We start from the raw sequence: 13,381 nt of genomic DNA on the forward strand, positions 1-13,381 counted from the left end.
AGTGACTGAGTTTCCCAATAGCCGGCGGCGTTCCCTCGCTCACCCAGACCCAAACGTACAGAGTCTGGGTGCCGGAGTCCCCCGTGATTCGGCACTATCTCCACTGATCACAGACTCACCGAGTCCCCGACTCACCGAGTCCCCGAGTCCCCGAGGCTCTACTTACCAACCGAACTGGCGTCGGGTACTCCTCAGGACCGTTCATTTCCGGCCCAGCGCATCTAACGGTCCGCAATACACTCACGACGACGCTCGGCGTGAATCTAGGTGCATCTACACAACACCGGGGGAGTGGGGTACTACCAAACGACGATTTATAACTCACAGAGTCCGTGACTCCGAGTATTCGTGACTCTGGCTTTCCTGGGACCAACTTACAGACTCTGCGTGTCACGGACTGAAATCCCATCAAAATCAGTAAACGGCTGATAGCTTGGTTCAATCGCATGCCGGCGACCACTGGATTAGCAGTTCCCATCTTTTGTGAACCCCGCTCAGTTTGAGCGTGGACCTATCCTTCGTTGTCGGTGCCCAGCAATGACAGAAGGAAGCATCAATGAGGGTCGTCGCCGTCATCAACCAAAAAGGTGGTGCGGGTAAGTCCACCACGGTGATGAATCTGGGCGCCGTTGCGGCGGAGCATTCCAAAGTTCTGGTCGTTGATGTGGACCCACAAAAGTCCGTGACTACCTGGGCTGAAACGGCAGACCAGCTTCCGAAGAGTAAGCAGCTGCCCTTCGACGTCGTCAGTGAAACTGATCCCACTCTGCTTAAGCAGATGCGCGATCTCGACTACGACACGATCTACGTTGATACCCCTGGAAATCTGGACAACGCAGAGGTCCTTAAAGCCGTGGTGGACAACTCGGACTTTGTCCTGCTGCCCAGCGAGCCCACTGCACTGGCCATGCTTCCGCTGATCAACACTTTTACCTCCATAGTTCAGCCCAGTGGCTTGGACTATCGGGTTTTGGTCACACAGGTGGATTCACGTTCCATCAGCGACGCGACTGAGGCGCAGGAGACCCTGCGGGAGTACGGGTTGAAGGTCTGCAAGTCCTTCGTCCGCTCGTACAAGATTCATGAACGCGCTCCCATGACGGGCAACGTCGTCACTACTTATGAGACAAGCCGGAATGCAGAAAAGGCAGCCGGGGACTACAAGGACGTCGCCCGAGAGCTACTGAGCATTTGGGTGAACGGGAACAGGGGATAGGGGCCATGGCCGTCAAGAGAAGCTTCAAGGACATGTTGCCGCCCCTTGCCACCGCACCGGCGACGACACCGATCCCAGCACAGTCGAAATTTCAGATCTCACCGCCAGCCGCGGCCCAGCCACCGGTGGAACAAGATGGCCAGCAGCTCAGGATCCAGGCCGCGGCCAAACCGGCTCCGGCTCCCGCGCAGGCTGAGGTGCAGCAAGCATCTGCGGCCACGGGGGAGGGGGACGTCCCTGCAGCCCCGGTACGCCCCCACTACACACAGCTTGTGCGCAAGGAGCTGCGGGTTTTTCAGGACCAGGCGATGGACCTGAAGATCCTGACTATGACGATTAACAACAACAAGCTGGGCATGGGGGAGCGGATCACGGATAACACCTTGGTCCGGGTGGCCATTGACCTGCTGCTGGAGCGCAAGGCCGACCTGTCGGGCACCACGGAGAGCGAACTGCGTGACTCCTTGAACCTGCCGCCGCGGTACTAAGGACGCGCTGCGTAGAACGCCATTCCCCGCTGCCGTAACGCCTCAACAAATCCCTGACTCACGGACTAACAGACTCTGGGAGGTCTAGCCTGTAGCGGGGAAAGCCAAATCAGCCAGGGACAACTCATCGGGGGGACCCTCGAAGTTCTCCCACGGATAGTCGTCTTCGGGCGCTGGCAGGAGTGGAACGACATTGGCGTGACGGGAGAGCCATTCCCGCCACTGGACACGCTGGATCCGGTAGGTGTGGATCTGGGCTGCGACGGCCTCGAGGACCCCGAAGTATTCAGCCAGGGTGTTCAGAGAGGTGCCGGCCACAACGGACCAGCCAGTGCCCCGGGATATCAGGTTCCAGGCTGCGAGTGTTTCCAGTGCCTCGGTGACTGCAGCTCTGGACACTCCGGTGGTCCGGACGACATCCATGGTCGAGAGGGGGGCTGGGGAGTTCTCCAGTGCCTCGTATACGAAGGCGGCCGGCAGTCCCAATTCCCGAAAGACCGGGCGCAGGGCGTGCACTTTCCCCTTCTTCCATGGCAGCTCCTGCGCGGCCTTCAGTGTGGCTTCTGGAATGGTCAGCATGTAGAGATCGCCCTTGGTGCCGCGGCCGGCTTCGAGAAGGACCACCAGCGGATCCTTCTCGGCCCTCAGGGCACGCAGGTGGAAACCGACAGTAGTGTGGTCCATACCGGTGGCCACGGCCAGGGCCCGGTCACCGAACTCAATGTATCGGCTGGCACTCTTGTGAGCAGCTTCTCCCATGGCCCGCAACACCATTCTCCGAGCCATGCCCGCCCGGTTCTGGTACCGGAATTCGATCAGGCGCAGGGCATTCCGCCAAGAACGTATAAAGCGATGCTCGTTGTCATCAGTGAGGGTAGCCGAGTTACGACCATGTAAGCCCCCCGCCTGTGTGGGGGGCTCGCTTGTGGGGGATATACGGACACTGTTCTTTCCGTATGGGTGATCCTGCTTTCTTTGCACGAAGCTAAGGGCTTTGCGCCAGTCTCGCTGCAGTGCCGCGGCTCGGTGGCGGGCCGGATAGCGGGCGTAGAAAGAGGCTAGTCCGGGCCAAAGTCCCTGTTTCATCCGGCGTTGGACATCGGTAAGTGCCAGTCCTGCGGCGGCTGCGCCGGCGATGACACCCTGGCGTGCCTCGGAGTCGGATTGGTACCGGTTCACCTCGTATAAGCCGGTGACGGCGATGCGCTGCATGGCACGGGACATCCGCAGGTTCTGTTCGACGCCGGTCGCAGCGGGTGCTTCCAAGTTTGCGGGGGCTGCCTGCTCCAGCCGGTAGGCGCGGGCAGCAGTGATGTCCCGGGCCAGCTCGGCTGTAAGTGCTCTCCATACGTCTGCGCTGTTCCGTCGGCGGGCAACGTCGTAGGCCATGGACAGGCTCATGGCCAGCAATTGGTGTCCGCCTCGTTTGTGGGGGCTGCCGGGGGTGCGCATGCAGCCGTGCAGCAGGTTCTGGTGCGGGGTCTTATCCAGGGTTCTGAACCGGGTCCCGAGAGCTTCAACGAGATCACGGGCTTCGGAAAAGCTCACGCGCTGGGCCAGAGGGATGTAGAGGTGGCGGCCGCCGTTGGGGGAATAGTCCTCAATCCAGCGGGCGCCGACACTGTGCAGCAACGATTGGGCGGCCCGGACGTCAGCTTCGACCCAGTCCACTCCGGCGTTGGAGGAGTCAAAGTCCAGGAAGATGGCAGCGCAGGTCCCGTCCCTGCCGAAGATCCGCACGGCAGCCGGATAGGAAGGCAGCCCCGGCGTCAGGTCACGCTCGAAACGCTGCGGATAGGAACGGCCACCGTCCTTGGACAGGCGTACGCGGGGCTGTCCGGCCAGCAGGGGAGCCAGAGATGACCAGAGCTGCGAGGGTTCATCGCGCAGCATGGACACACTCGACACGCTGCGACTCTGTGAGTCTGGCAGTTCGGAGGCAGGCTGATGTACGATGTTCTTATTCCCCTTTACGGAATGAAAAAGGACCGGCTCTCCCTTACCAGGAATGACGGTTACAGAAAAATCGACTTTCGACCTGCGTCGCCGGCAAGCTTGTCAGGCGAAAGTCACATACTTCGAGGGCCCGCTATCCTGCGGGCCTTCTGTATTTAAGCGATACGGCTGATGGGAAGTTCCTCCTGCTGCTGATGGATCCCGTCCAGATCGGTATTCTCGATACGCTCGGCTACAACACTGGCCACCCAATCACTGACGTACCTGTAGCCTTCGGCGGCAGCGATTTCACTGACAACTTCCGCTTTGTCGGTCGCTAGGCGGAAGCCAATGAGCTTACGGTCTCCCTTGGAGCGGCGCCCAACACGCTTCGGTGCTTCAGCGGTCATGATCTTGTCCTTACATATCCGGCCCTTGGGGGAGGGCTTTCGGTCAATCTCAGTCTGAACAACATCGGCTGGCCGGGTGGCCCAGGATGATCTAAAAACTGTTTCCGATATCTAAAACTATCACCGGGCCCCAGCCACCTCCAGGATTAAGGGAAAACAGAAACTCCATCGTGTCGCGAGCAGTGCTGACTGGTTTTCTGAACCTCGTGCCTCTCTGAGGATTAGGTCGTGAAATCCACAAACGCCGCGTGTACTTGGGGGGACATCAGCCTGAGCAATCCAGGGGGAGGCGCGGATCCCCGTGAATGCGTGACCTGTTCTGGTGTCTCATTTACTGGGTTTCGAACTATTTGGGCGGTCTTGGGTATGGAGCGACAGGTTCGGTTTGTCAGAGGCACATAAAGTTGATCGGCTCCTGCCCCTATCCGGAGCGGTTTGTCCTCGCGTTAGCTTCACGTCGGCGTCGCTTTTCTACCTTTGTTGTTCCGAGGCGTCGCTGCCCAGCAGTCCACCATCTAGCAGTGGATCGACATGCTTGCTATACCGCCATCTTCTGAGGAGTCGCCGAGCGCAGTGTGGGCAGGGGAAGATCGGAGAAGACGGATTGTGCGACGAGCAGCGCCAGTCCGATGATGCCGGCTTGCTTGCCCTGCGTGGCGCCGACGATCTGGATCCTGCGGGTGGCAAGTGGGAGTGACCGGTGGTAGACGGCGCTCTTGATGCCGGCGAAGAGGTAGTCGTCCGCTGCCGCAAGCTGCCCACCAATGACGACCACTTGGGGATTGAAGAGGTTAACGGTGACGGCGATCGCCTCGCCTAGGAGCTGGCTGGCATTGCGGGCCAACCTCACGGCGTCTCGGTTGCCGCTGCGCAGCAGCCGGACGGCTTCGTCAACCGAGTCGGCTTCGACGCCGAGGCTCTGGAGGTCGCGCAGGATCGCCCAGCCACCCGCATATGCCTCCAGGCAGCCGATGTTGCCGCACCGGCATTCCGGCTCGTTCTGAACGTAGGCAGGTTTCGACACATAGTTGTGGCCAATGTCTCCGGCGGCGCCGTCGGCGCCGTGGTGTAGCCGACCATCCGAAATCAGGCCGGATCCGACCCCCGTGCCCACCTTCACCATGAGGAGGTGGCGGACGTCAGGGTGTGAGACCTGCTGTTCCCCAAATGCCATCGCGTTGGCGTCCTTGTCGACGACGACGGGACAGTTGTAGCTGCGGGTGAACCAACCGGGAATGTCGTACTGGTCCCAGCCGGTCATGATCGGCGGATGCACGACCTGCCCGGAGGCCGTGTCGACCGGCCCTGGCACACTGACGCCGATGCCCACTACGGAGTCGGGGAAGGCACCGGCCTCGGCCAGCAGCCTGGCGAACTCGTCCCCGACCAGACCTAAGACGATGTCGGGGCCCTCGGTGACGGAGATGGTCAGTTCCACTTCAGCAAGGATGGTCCCCGACAGGTCGCACAGTCCGGCCCGCAGCCCCGTTGCGCCAATGTCGGCGACCAGCAGATGACCACCCGTGCGATTGAAGGCGAAGGACTCCGCTGGGCGGCCCTTGGTGGATTCCGCTCCTGACGGGACCACGAGTCGGGTATCGAGGAGGGCGTCGATGCGCTGGTTGATGGTGGAACGGGAGAGTCCTGTGCGCGCAGCGACTTCTGATTTTGTGAGCACGAGTCCCGAGCGAAGTAGCTGCAGGATCTCCACGGTGCCGCCCAAAGAGCCGCCTGTGGCCGCTGGTGTGTACGAATTCTCGGCCACTTTCGCCCCTTCGTTGCGGACCCTGCTTGTCATCTTAACCCGATTCGACCTTGTATTGCGTGCGTCACAACCTGTAGTTATGCTAGCACCCAACGTTACTTCGACGTACATATGGTTTTCAAAGTCAGAAGGGGCAACGATGCCACAGCTACGGAACACCTTGATCGTTATCGCCACCGCCGTGGGAGCTCTCTCCTTCGCCGGGTGCAGCACCACCGCTACGACCCCTGATGCGTCCGAGGGTGGGGAAGCAAAGACCGCCGCAGTCATCAAGGGCCTCGACAACCCGTTCTTCCAGTCGATGGAAGAGGGCATCAAGGCGGCCGACGATTCCATCACGGTCCAGGCCGCACAGGACATCACCGACACGAGCGGCCAGGCGGACCGGCTCGCATCTTTGGCCGGGCAGGACTTCAGCTGCTTCATCATCAACCCAATCAGCGGCAACAACCTGCTGCAGGGTGTGGCGCAGCTAAAGTCCAGCGGCAAGACCGTCGTGAACATCGATAGCCCTGTCGATCCCGACGCCGCCGCTTCGGCCAATGCCACCCCCGATACCTACATCGGCACGGACAACGTCTCGGCGGGCAACCTCGCCGGCGAACACATGGCGAGTCTCATCGAGGACGGCGCCAAGGTGGGGGTGATCGGCGGCATTGCCGGTGACGTCACCAGCGGTGACCGCGTCACAGGCTTCACGGAAGGTTTCGGCGGCAAGGGCGAGGTTCTGGAAACCGTCTCGGCGGATTGGGACCGACAGGTTGCCCTTACCAAGGCGGGGGACCTGCTGCGCGCCAACCCGGACATCGCCGGTTTCTTCGTGTCCAACGACGTCATGGGATTGGGTGTTGCCCGTGCCGTCGCTGATGCGGGCCTCACGGGCAAGGTGTCCATCATCAGCGTCGACGGTGTGCCCGAAGGCCTCGCGGGCGTTGAATCCGGTGAGCTGACCGCGACCGTGGCCCAGTACCCCTACGCGATCGGCGAGATGGGAGCCCAGGCATGTGCAGCAGCTGCTGCCGGCGACGAGCTCCCCGAGAACGTCGAGGCACCGGTGGCTCTGGTGACCAAGGACAACGTCTCCGATGCCCTTGCTGCCGCACCTGCACCGTTCGAAGACTTCGATAACCCGTTCGCCCAGTAGCAGTTCAGGCCCGACCAAGGAAGCCAGGCTCCATGTCCTCCGTTCCGCATACATCCACGCCACCGGTAGGGAAGACACCGCCGGCAACCAGTAAACGACAGATCCCGTCTCCGAGCGCGCCGCAGGGCGACCACTGGTACACCAACCTGGGGCGCATCGGATTCTGGGCGGACCACGCAGCCATCATCGGCCTCGTGCTACTCGTCATCGTGTTCACCGCACTGAACCCGGTCTTCCTGACCCTCGGGAACGTCCAATCAATCCTCGTCGCAGCGTCCATCCTGATGGTCCTGACCGTCGGTCAGGCCTTCGTGATCCTCAGTGACGGTATCGACCTCTCCGTTGCATCAACCATGACCCTCGGGGTCATCGCCTTCGGCATCGCCTTCTCTCAGGGCGCGGGACTGCTCGTCAGCATGCTCTCGGCCGTCGTTGCCAGCACGCTGATCGGAGTCCTCAACGGCATTCTCGTGGCCAAGGGCAAGATCACCGACTTCATCGTGACCCTCGGATCCCTCTCCGTGGCATCCGGCCTCGCCCTGGTGCTGTCGGACGGGAAGCCAATCTCGGTCTTCAGTGTGGGTCTCGTCAACTTCTCCACCCACGGGTTGCTGATCTTCGGATTCCCCTTCATCGTTGCCGCGGTGATCGCCGTCCTAGCCCATGTGCTGCTCTTCAGGACCCGCTTCGGAACGCACCTGTTCGCGACCGGTGGGTCGAAGGAAGCAGCACAGGCTACCGGTATCAGTACGGCACGCATCAAGATCGCGGTCTACACGATCTCCGGTGTGCTGGCAGGTATTGCGGCGATCATGCTCATTGCACGAGTCGGCGCCTCGGAACCGGCAGCGAACACCACGTTCCTGCTCAATTCGGTCGCCGCCGTCGTCCTCGGAGGTGTCAGCCTCACCGGTGGAAAGGGGAACATCTTCGGTCCCATCGTGGGTGCACTGCTCCTGACCGTGCTCACCAACGGGCTCACCCTGATGAACGTGTCGCAGTTCTACCAGCCATTGGCCGTCGGCATCGTCGTCATCCTCGCCGCCCTACTCTCGAGGTTCCAGAAATGACCACCACCATCACCCAGCCCATCGTCGACGTCCGCGACGTTTCCCTGTCCTTCGGCAACGTCAAAGCCCTCCAGAACGTCAGCCTGACCCTCGCCCCTGGCGAGATCACCGCGATCGTCGGAGACAACGGTGCCGGGAAGTCCACCCTCGTCCGGTGCATCTCGGGCATACACCGTGCCCAGTTGGGATCCATCGAGTTCGATGGTGAGGAGACACACTTCCGGAGCCCCGAGGACGCCCGGGAAAAGGGCATTGAGACGGTGCACCAGAACCTGGCACTGGTCGATGACCTCGCTGTCTGGCAGAACCTGTTCCTTAACCGAGAGCTGACCCGCGGCATCGGGCCGATCCGCTTCCTCGACCGCAGAGCCATGCGCGAGGAAGCCGACCGCATGGTCTCCACCCTCGCCGTCAACGTGCCGGCCGTGAAGTCCAAGGTCCGGCGCCTGTCCGGCGGTCAGCGCCAGGCAGTGTCCATCTGCCGTGCCGCAGGCTTCAGCTCCAAGCTCGTCATCATGGATGAGCCCACAGCCGCCCTCGGTGTTCAGGAAACCGCGAAAGTCGAGGAACTGATACTGAAACTGCGCGACGACGGACACTCTGTCCTCCTCATCAGCCACAACTTCAGTCAAGTCATGCGCCTCAGCGACCAAGTCTGGGTCATGCGAGCCGGGCGCTGCGTGGCAGGCCGACGCACCACCGACACCACCGGCGATGAAATCGTCGCCCTCATCACCGGCTCCCGCGAGCAGTAGAGCAAAGGAAAACACAGCACATGACAACCACGAATCCACTCGGAGTCCACGCCCTGGTCTGGGCAGGAGACACCTCCCGCGAGGCCGTCGAGACCGTCATCACCCGCACAGCAGCCGCCGGCTACGACCTGGTCGAATTCTCCCTGCACGACTCCCTCAACCTCGACGTCGACCACGCCAAAAAACTCCTCACCGACAACGACCTCGGCGTCGTCTGCTCGCGCGGACTCGCCTTCGACGCGGACGTCTCCAGTGACGACACCGCGACAGTCGACCGTGGAGCGAAGCTCCTCCAGGACTCCCTGCAGATCACCCACGAACTCGGCGGCACCCACTTCACCGGCGCCCTCTTCAGCGCCCTCGGCAAGTACGGAGCGCCCATGACGGCCGCCGGCAGGGACAACGTAGTGAAAGTCCTCAAGGAACTCGCCGCCGAGGCACAGTCACGCTCCATGACCCTCGGGCTGGAGATCTGCAACAGGTACGAGACGAACGTCATCAACACCGCACACGATGCACTGCGTCTGGCCGACGACATCGGCGCGGACAACGTTCTGATCCACCTCGACACGTACCACATGAACATCGAGGAAAACGATCTCGTCACCCCGGTCTACGAGGTCGGCGAACGACTCGGCTACGTCCACATCGGCGAGAACCACCGCGGCTACCTCGGCTCAGGCCACCTCGACTTCACCTCGTTCTTCCACGCCCTCGCAGGCATCAACTACACCGGCCCCGTCACGTTCGAGAGCTTCTCCTCCGCTGTCGTCGCCCGCGGTCTGTCCAACGACCTCGCCGTCTGGCGGAACCTGTGGACCGACAGCGAGGACCTCGCCGTCCACGCACGGACCTTCATGGAGAACCAGCTGCACGCGAACCAGGTAAACCGGTGACCTTGGAGGACCTCCTCCAGCGGATCGCACGCCTCCAAAAGGAGCACACCGGCCCCGTCATCATCGGGGTGGTCGGCGCTCCCGGGGTCGGGAAAACCACTCTGGTCGAGCAACTCATCAAGGACCTCAACGCGGAGGATGGGCGCACTGAAGGACAGCGCCACGCGCATGTGCCCATGGACGGATACCACCTTGCCGACATCGAGCTGACCCGCCTCGGCCGGCTCGAACGGAAGGGCGCCCCTGACACCTTCGACGCCCACGGGTACGCGGCACTCCTGCGACGGCTACGGGAACCGCGTAACGCCGTCGTCTACGCGCCAGGGTTTGAACGGGCCATCGAGCAACCCATCGCAGGGGCCATCCCGGTCTATCCATCAGCTACCACGATCCTCACCGAGGGCAATTACCTTCTGCTGGACGAGCCGGGCTGGCGTGAGGTGCGGGAACAGTGCACGGAGATCTGGTACTGCCAGCAGGACGACGAGCTCCGGGTGGAACGCCTGATCGCCCGCCACGTCCGGTTCGGGAAAACTCCTGCAGCTGCCGCCAGGTGGGTGGAGCAGGTCGACGAGCCAAACGGACAACTCGTCCGCACCACCAGGGACCAAGCGGACCTCGTCATCACGCTCGAAGAAGTCACCGCTGTCTAATCCCACGAACCGAAAGGGCGCCCCTGTCAGAGACGCTGACATGGGCGCCCTTCAATCGTCTCGACCAAGGGTGGCCAAGAGACTCGACGTCAGGGCGTTCGAACATATCGCGTCGAAGAGTACACCAGCGAGCACGGACTAGGAGGGGGCCCAACCCCTTCTCCGAACTGTAGCCCGACATAAGGTAGGTTATCGGTGAGTTGTGAAGAGGCGGGGGAGTCCCTCGGAAAGCGCTCAGCTAGGCGTCTACGTGGTGGAAAGCAAAGCGTGCAACGTAACTAGTGATCCCGATGAAGAAAAACCAGCCCCCGCCCGTGCACGAAAACGGTGCGTAGTTGAGTGTCATGGTGGAGCCACTGGCCTTCGCTGTCCTCCGCTTCGAAGGCCAGTGGCTCACGGACGCACTGCATTAGAAGCAGGGACTCACCGGAAGGAGCCCCCCGTGGCCAATCTCAAGGACTTCCGTCATTCAGACTTTCTCCAGAACTGTTACCGCTATGTCAGCCCTGTCGTGCGCCGTGTCGACCCGGGAAAAGAGATCCGAAGGCGGCGTTAGCAGCCTCGTAGCAGGTCGGATGCACTCGTAAACAGCCTCCGAAGCGCGGTGATTCGTACATCCAAACACATAGCCATGTCGGAAACCATGAACATCTTACTGATGACGCCTGGTAAACACTTACCAAGCCGGGTTTACCAGGCGCCTAGGGAGATCACCGGGGTCAGAATGGGTAGGGGGCGATCTCCGGCCTTACGGTGAGCCACTGGGTCTCGGTGAATGCCTCGATGTTCGCGGCCGCTCCGCCGAAACGTGATCCGGTGCCTGAGGAACCCGTGCCGCCGAATGGGGCGTTGGATTCATCGGCCACGGTCTGCTCGTTGATGTGGATCTTGCCGGAAGTGATTTGGTCTCCGACGGTCATGGCCATCCCAACATCGCCCAGAATACTCACGGAGAGGCCGAACTCGCTGCTGTTGACGATCTTGATGGCCTCCTCGATGGTTGCGAACGAAATGACCGGTGCCACCGGACCAAAAATTTCATCCTTCCATGCCGGCATCTTCACATTCACGCCAGATAGGACCGTAGGCTTATAGAACAGGTCGCTGAACGATCCACCCGCTTCCAGGGTGGCGCCAGCCAACAGGGTTTCCTGGACAATGGAATGGACGTGCTTGAGCTGCTTCTCGTCGATCAGCGGACCCAGCGCAACTTCCTCAGTAGCAGGATCGCCTATGGGAAGGTTTCGTGCCTTTTCCGCCAGGGCAGCCACGTACTCGTCATGGATCGACTCATGCACTAGGTGTCGTCCGGTGGACATGCAAATCTGCCCCTGATGGAGGAAAGAGCCAAACGCCCCAGCAGAAGCTGCCAGCACAACATCAGCCCCCGGTAGGACAATCTGAGCATTGTTGCCGCCAAGCTCCAGATGGGCCCGTTTGAGGTGTCTGGCCGCAGCCTCGCCCACCTTGCGACCCGCAGGTGTCGAACCCGTGAAGGAGATAATTCGTACTTCGGGGGCGGTCACCACCGCCTCACCGACTGATACACCGCCAGGAACAAGCTGCAGGACACCGGCTGGAAGACCCGCTTCCTCAAAGACACGCATGATGACGACACCGCCGGTCACCGTGGTGCGGGGGTCCGGCTTCAACAGCACAGCATTTCCCAGACCCAGCGCCGGTGCAACCGAACGCATGGACAGGATCAGTGGGAAGTTGAACGGTGATATGACACTGACCACACCCGCTGGGCGGCGGCGCGCGAAGGACCAGTGATCCTCATTAGAGGTCAGCACATCGCCATGCGGATGACTCGGAAGGGCTGAAGATTCGTAGCACTCGGACGCGGCGATAGCCACTTCAAGACCTACCTTAGGCCCGATACCCCCGGTTTCTCGGGTCAGCCAGCCCATTATCTCCTCGGCGTGCTCCTCGAAGAGCGCACCTGCCCGGCGCAGGACCGCTGCCCGCTCTGCCGGTTTCCATGCGGCCCACTCGCGTTGCGCCGCGGCTGCCTTCGTCGCAGCCTCGAACGCATCATCGGCAGATGCCAAACCAATTTTGCCCAGTGACTGACCGGTAGCCGGCTCCACAACTTCAGCAGTTCCACCGCCTCCGGCCTTCCAGCCATTGACGTTAATCTTCCCGGCCCAAATGGCCTGATCCAAGATCGGCATATCATCTCCTCATTGATTGAATAAGTTGCACATAGATTTCCTGCGGTGCACATGATGCGCTCTTATGCTGGCGAGTCGCTACCGGTTAGCTACCCTAGGTAAAAACAAACCTCCACCTTCGCGACCATATTCTGCCGACCATAGACTCCCGTCCCGAGCAATTCATTCAGCGACGAAAAACTAGTAAGCGAAGACCGTTTTCCATTTGGTGGCATCGGCGTCACCATGCTTGGCGTCTTCGACCGACATGCGCCACACTTTGCCTGAATCAACCGCGGGCAGTTTGACGCCGACGGCAGTGGGCGGTGCAATCTCAGGGTTCACGGCGTAGTCGCCCAGGTCCGCGAAGATCTGTTGCCCTCGCTTGGACATGTTGTAGTTCATGAAGATGTCCGCGGCTTCCGGGTTGGACCCCTTAGCGGTCGCACCAAGGTAGTAATCGAAGCTGATGAGTCCCTCTTCCGGGACAACGACTTTCAGCGGAGCGTTCTCTGTTGATACAGCTACATTTACGGTGGCGGGAGCGATTGTGCCAATGGAAATCTCGCCGCGGGCCAGCGCAGTTTGCTGCGGGCCCACACCTTCGTAGATTGTCGGCTTCAGAGCCGCGTACTTGCTGAAGTAGTCCGCGCCCAGTTCCGTCTCCATAAAGCGGTTCAGTGCAGCTACACCGCCGCCGGAATTGCCCTGGACGATTCCAATCTTGCCTGCCCAATCACCTTCAACAAGCTCTGCCCAGCTCTTCGGTGCGTCTTCGTCCTTCACCAGCTGGGAGTTGTACCCGAAGGAATATATGGCATTGTGGGTTCGAGTGAAATCGCCGGAGTTGATGACGACCTCCTCGAACGTTTCTGAGCCTGGAACCGTATAGG

The 13,381-nt window shown here is 61.1% G+C and carries 12 protein-coding genes; 7 read left to right on the plus strand and 5 right to left on the minus strand.

The window, feature by feature from the left end; all coding sequences use genetic code 11:
- Positions 1 to 556 precede the first annotated feature (556 nt).
- Together CXR00_RS17770 and CXR00_RS17775 are read left to right on the plus strand one after the other, a co-directional pair.
- A complete protein-coding gene (locus tag CXR00_RS17770; protein WP_104162195.1) occupies positions 557 to 1,216 on the plus strand; it encodes a ParA family protein in 660 nt (219 codons plus the stop codon).
- Between the two features lie 125 nt (positions 1,217 to 1,341).
- The gene (locus tag CXR00_RS17775) at positions 1,342 to 1,704 is read left to right on the plus strand and encodes a hypothetical protein (protein WP_219815638.1); all 363 of its coding nucleotides are present in this window, start codon (positions 1,342 to 1,344) and stop codon (positions 1,702 to 1,704) included.
- Between the two features lie 84 nt (positions 1,705 to 1,788).
- On the opposite strand, the gene CXR00_RS17780 is transcribed toward CXR00_RS17775, so the two are convergent.
- The 3 genes from CXR00_RS17780 to CXR00_RS17790 form a co-directional block, all read right to left on the minus strand.
- Positions 1,789 to 3,597, minus strand: a complete 1,809-nt coding sequence (locus tag CXR00_RS17780; protein WP_104056389.1) for a MarR family transcriptional regulator — start codon at positions 3,595 to 3,597, stop codon at positions 1,789 to 1,791.
- A gap of 218 nt (positions 3,598 to 3,815) precedes the next feature.
- The gene (locus CXR00_RS17785; RefSeq protein ID WP_104056370.1) at positions 3,816 to 4,049 is read right to left on the minus strand and encodes a hypothetical protein; all 234 of its coding nucleotides are present in this window, start codon (positions 4,047 to 4,049) and stop codon (positions 3,816 to 3,818) included.
- Between the two features lie 538 nt (positions 4,050 to 4,587).
- Positions 4,588 to 5,814, minus strand: a complete 1,227-nt coding sequence (locus CXR00_RS17790) for an ROK family transcriptional regulator (RefSeq protein ID WP_258060205.1) — start codon at positions 5,812 to 5,814, stop codon at positions 4,588 to 4,590.
- A gap of 139 nt (positions 5,815 to 5,953) precedes the next feature.
- Between CXR00_RS17790 and CXR00_RS17795 the strand changes: the two genes are divergently transcribed.
- The 5 genes from CXR00_RS17795 to CXR00_RS17815 are packed head-to-tail and all read left to right on the plus strand — an operon-like array spanning position 5,954 to position 10,332.
- Positions 5,954 to 6,958 (plus strand): substrate-binding domain-containing protein, encoded by a 1,005-nt coding sequence (locus tag CXR00_RS17795; protein ID WP_104056374.1) that lies wholly within the window; start codon positions 5,954 to 5,956, stop codon positions 6,956 to 6,958.
- A 32-nt stretch (positions 6,959 to 6,990) separates the two neighbouring features.
- Complete coding sequence (locus tag CXR00_RS17800) at positions 6,991 to 8,028, plus strand: ABC transporter permease (RefSeq protein ID WP_104056376.1); 1,038 nt, start codon at positions 6,991 to 6,993, stop codon at positions 8,026 to 8,028.
- Complete coding sequence (locus CXR00_RS17805) at positions 8,025 to 8,783, plus strand: ATP-binding cassette domain-containing protein (protein ID WP_104056379.1); 759 nt, start codon at positions 8,025 to 8,027, stop codon at positions 8,781 to 8,783. The genes CXR00_RS17800 and CXR00_RS17805 overlap by 4 nt, the downstream gene beginning before the upstream one ends.
- A 20-nt stretch (positions 8,784 to 8,803) precedes the next feature.
- Positions 8,804 to 9,679 (plus strand): sugar phosphate isomerase/epimerase, encoded by an 876-nt coding sequence (locus CXR00_RS17810; RefSeq protein ID WP_104056381.1) that lies wholly within the window; start codon positions 8,804 to 8,806, stop codon positions 9,677 to 9,679.
- Positions 9,676 to 10,332: a nucleoside/nucleotide kinase family protein gene (locus CXR00_RS17815; RefSeq protein ID WP_104056383.1), complete on the plus strand. Its 657-nt coding sequence runs from the start codon at positions 9,676 to 9,678 to the stop codon at positions 10,330 to 10,332. The genes CXR00_RS17810 and CXR00_RS17815 overlap by 4 nt, the downstream gene beginning before the upstream one ends.
- Positions 10,333 to 11,051: 719 nt before the next feature.
- Here CXR00_RS17815 and CXR00_RS17820 read toward each other — a convergent pair.
- Both CXR00_RS17820 and CXR00_RS17825 read right to left on the minus strand, forming a co-directional pair.
- Positions 11,052 to 12,509: a benzaldehyde dehydrogenase gene (locus CXR00_RS17820; RefSeq protein ID WP_104056385.1), complete on the minus strand. Its 1,458-nt coding sequence runs from the start codon at positions 12,507 to 12,509 to the stop codon at positions 11,052 to 11,054.
- A gap of 180 nt (positions 12,510 to 12,689) precedes the next feature.
- A partial coding sequence (locus CXR00_RS17825; RefSeq protein WP_146068547.1) for an ABC transporter substrate-binding protein occupies positions 12,690 to 13,381 on the minus strand: 692 nt, incomplete at its 5' end.

The sequence above is a fragment of the Arthrobacter sp. 9E16 genome (genome assembly GCF_002929435.1).
In the GTDB taxonomy this organism is placed as follows: Bacteria; Actinomycetota; Actinomycetes; order Actinomycetales; family Micrococcaceae; genus Arthrobacter_B; species Arthrobacter_B sunyaminii.

Bases quoted from the DNA above. Each gene is read 5' to 3' on its own strand.
- CXR00_RS17800 (WP_104056376.1), top strand. From the start codon at position 6,991: ATGTCCTCCGTTCCGCATACATCCACGCCACCGGTAGGGAAGACACCG.
- CXR00_RS17770 (WP_104162195.1), top strand. From the start codon at position 557: ATGAGGGTCGTCGCCGTCATCAACCAAAAAGGTGGTGCGGGTAAGTCC.
- CXR00_RS17805 (WP_104056379.1), top strand. From the start codon at position 8,025: ATGACCACCACCATCACCCAGCCCATCGTCGACGTCCGCGACGTTTCC.
- CXR00_RS17810 (WP_104056381.1), top strand. From the start codon at position 8,804: ATGACAACCACGAATCCACTCGGAGTCCACGCCCTGGTCTGGGCAGGA.
- CXR00_RS17820 (WP_104056385.1), bottom strand. From the start codon at position 12,509: ATGCCGATCTTGGATCAGGCCATTTGGGCCGGGAAGATTAACGTCAAT.
- CXR00_RS17795 (WP_104056374.1), top strand. From the start codon at position 5,954: ATGCCACAGCTACGGAACACCTTGATCGTTATCGCCACCGCCGTGGGA.
- CXR00_RS17780 (WP_104056389.1), bottom strand. From the start codon at position 3,597: ATGCTGCGCGATGAACCCTCGCAGCTCTGGTCATCTCTGGCTCCCCTG.
- CXR00_RS17785 (WP_104056370.1), bottom strand. From the start codon at position 4,049: ATGACCGCTGAAGCACCGAAGCGTGTTGGGCGCCGCTCCAAGGGAGAC.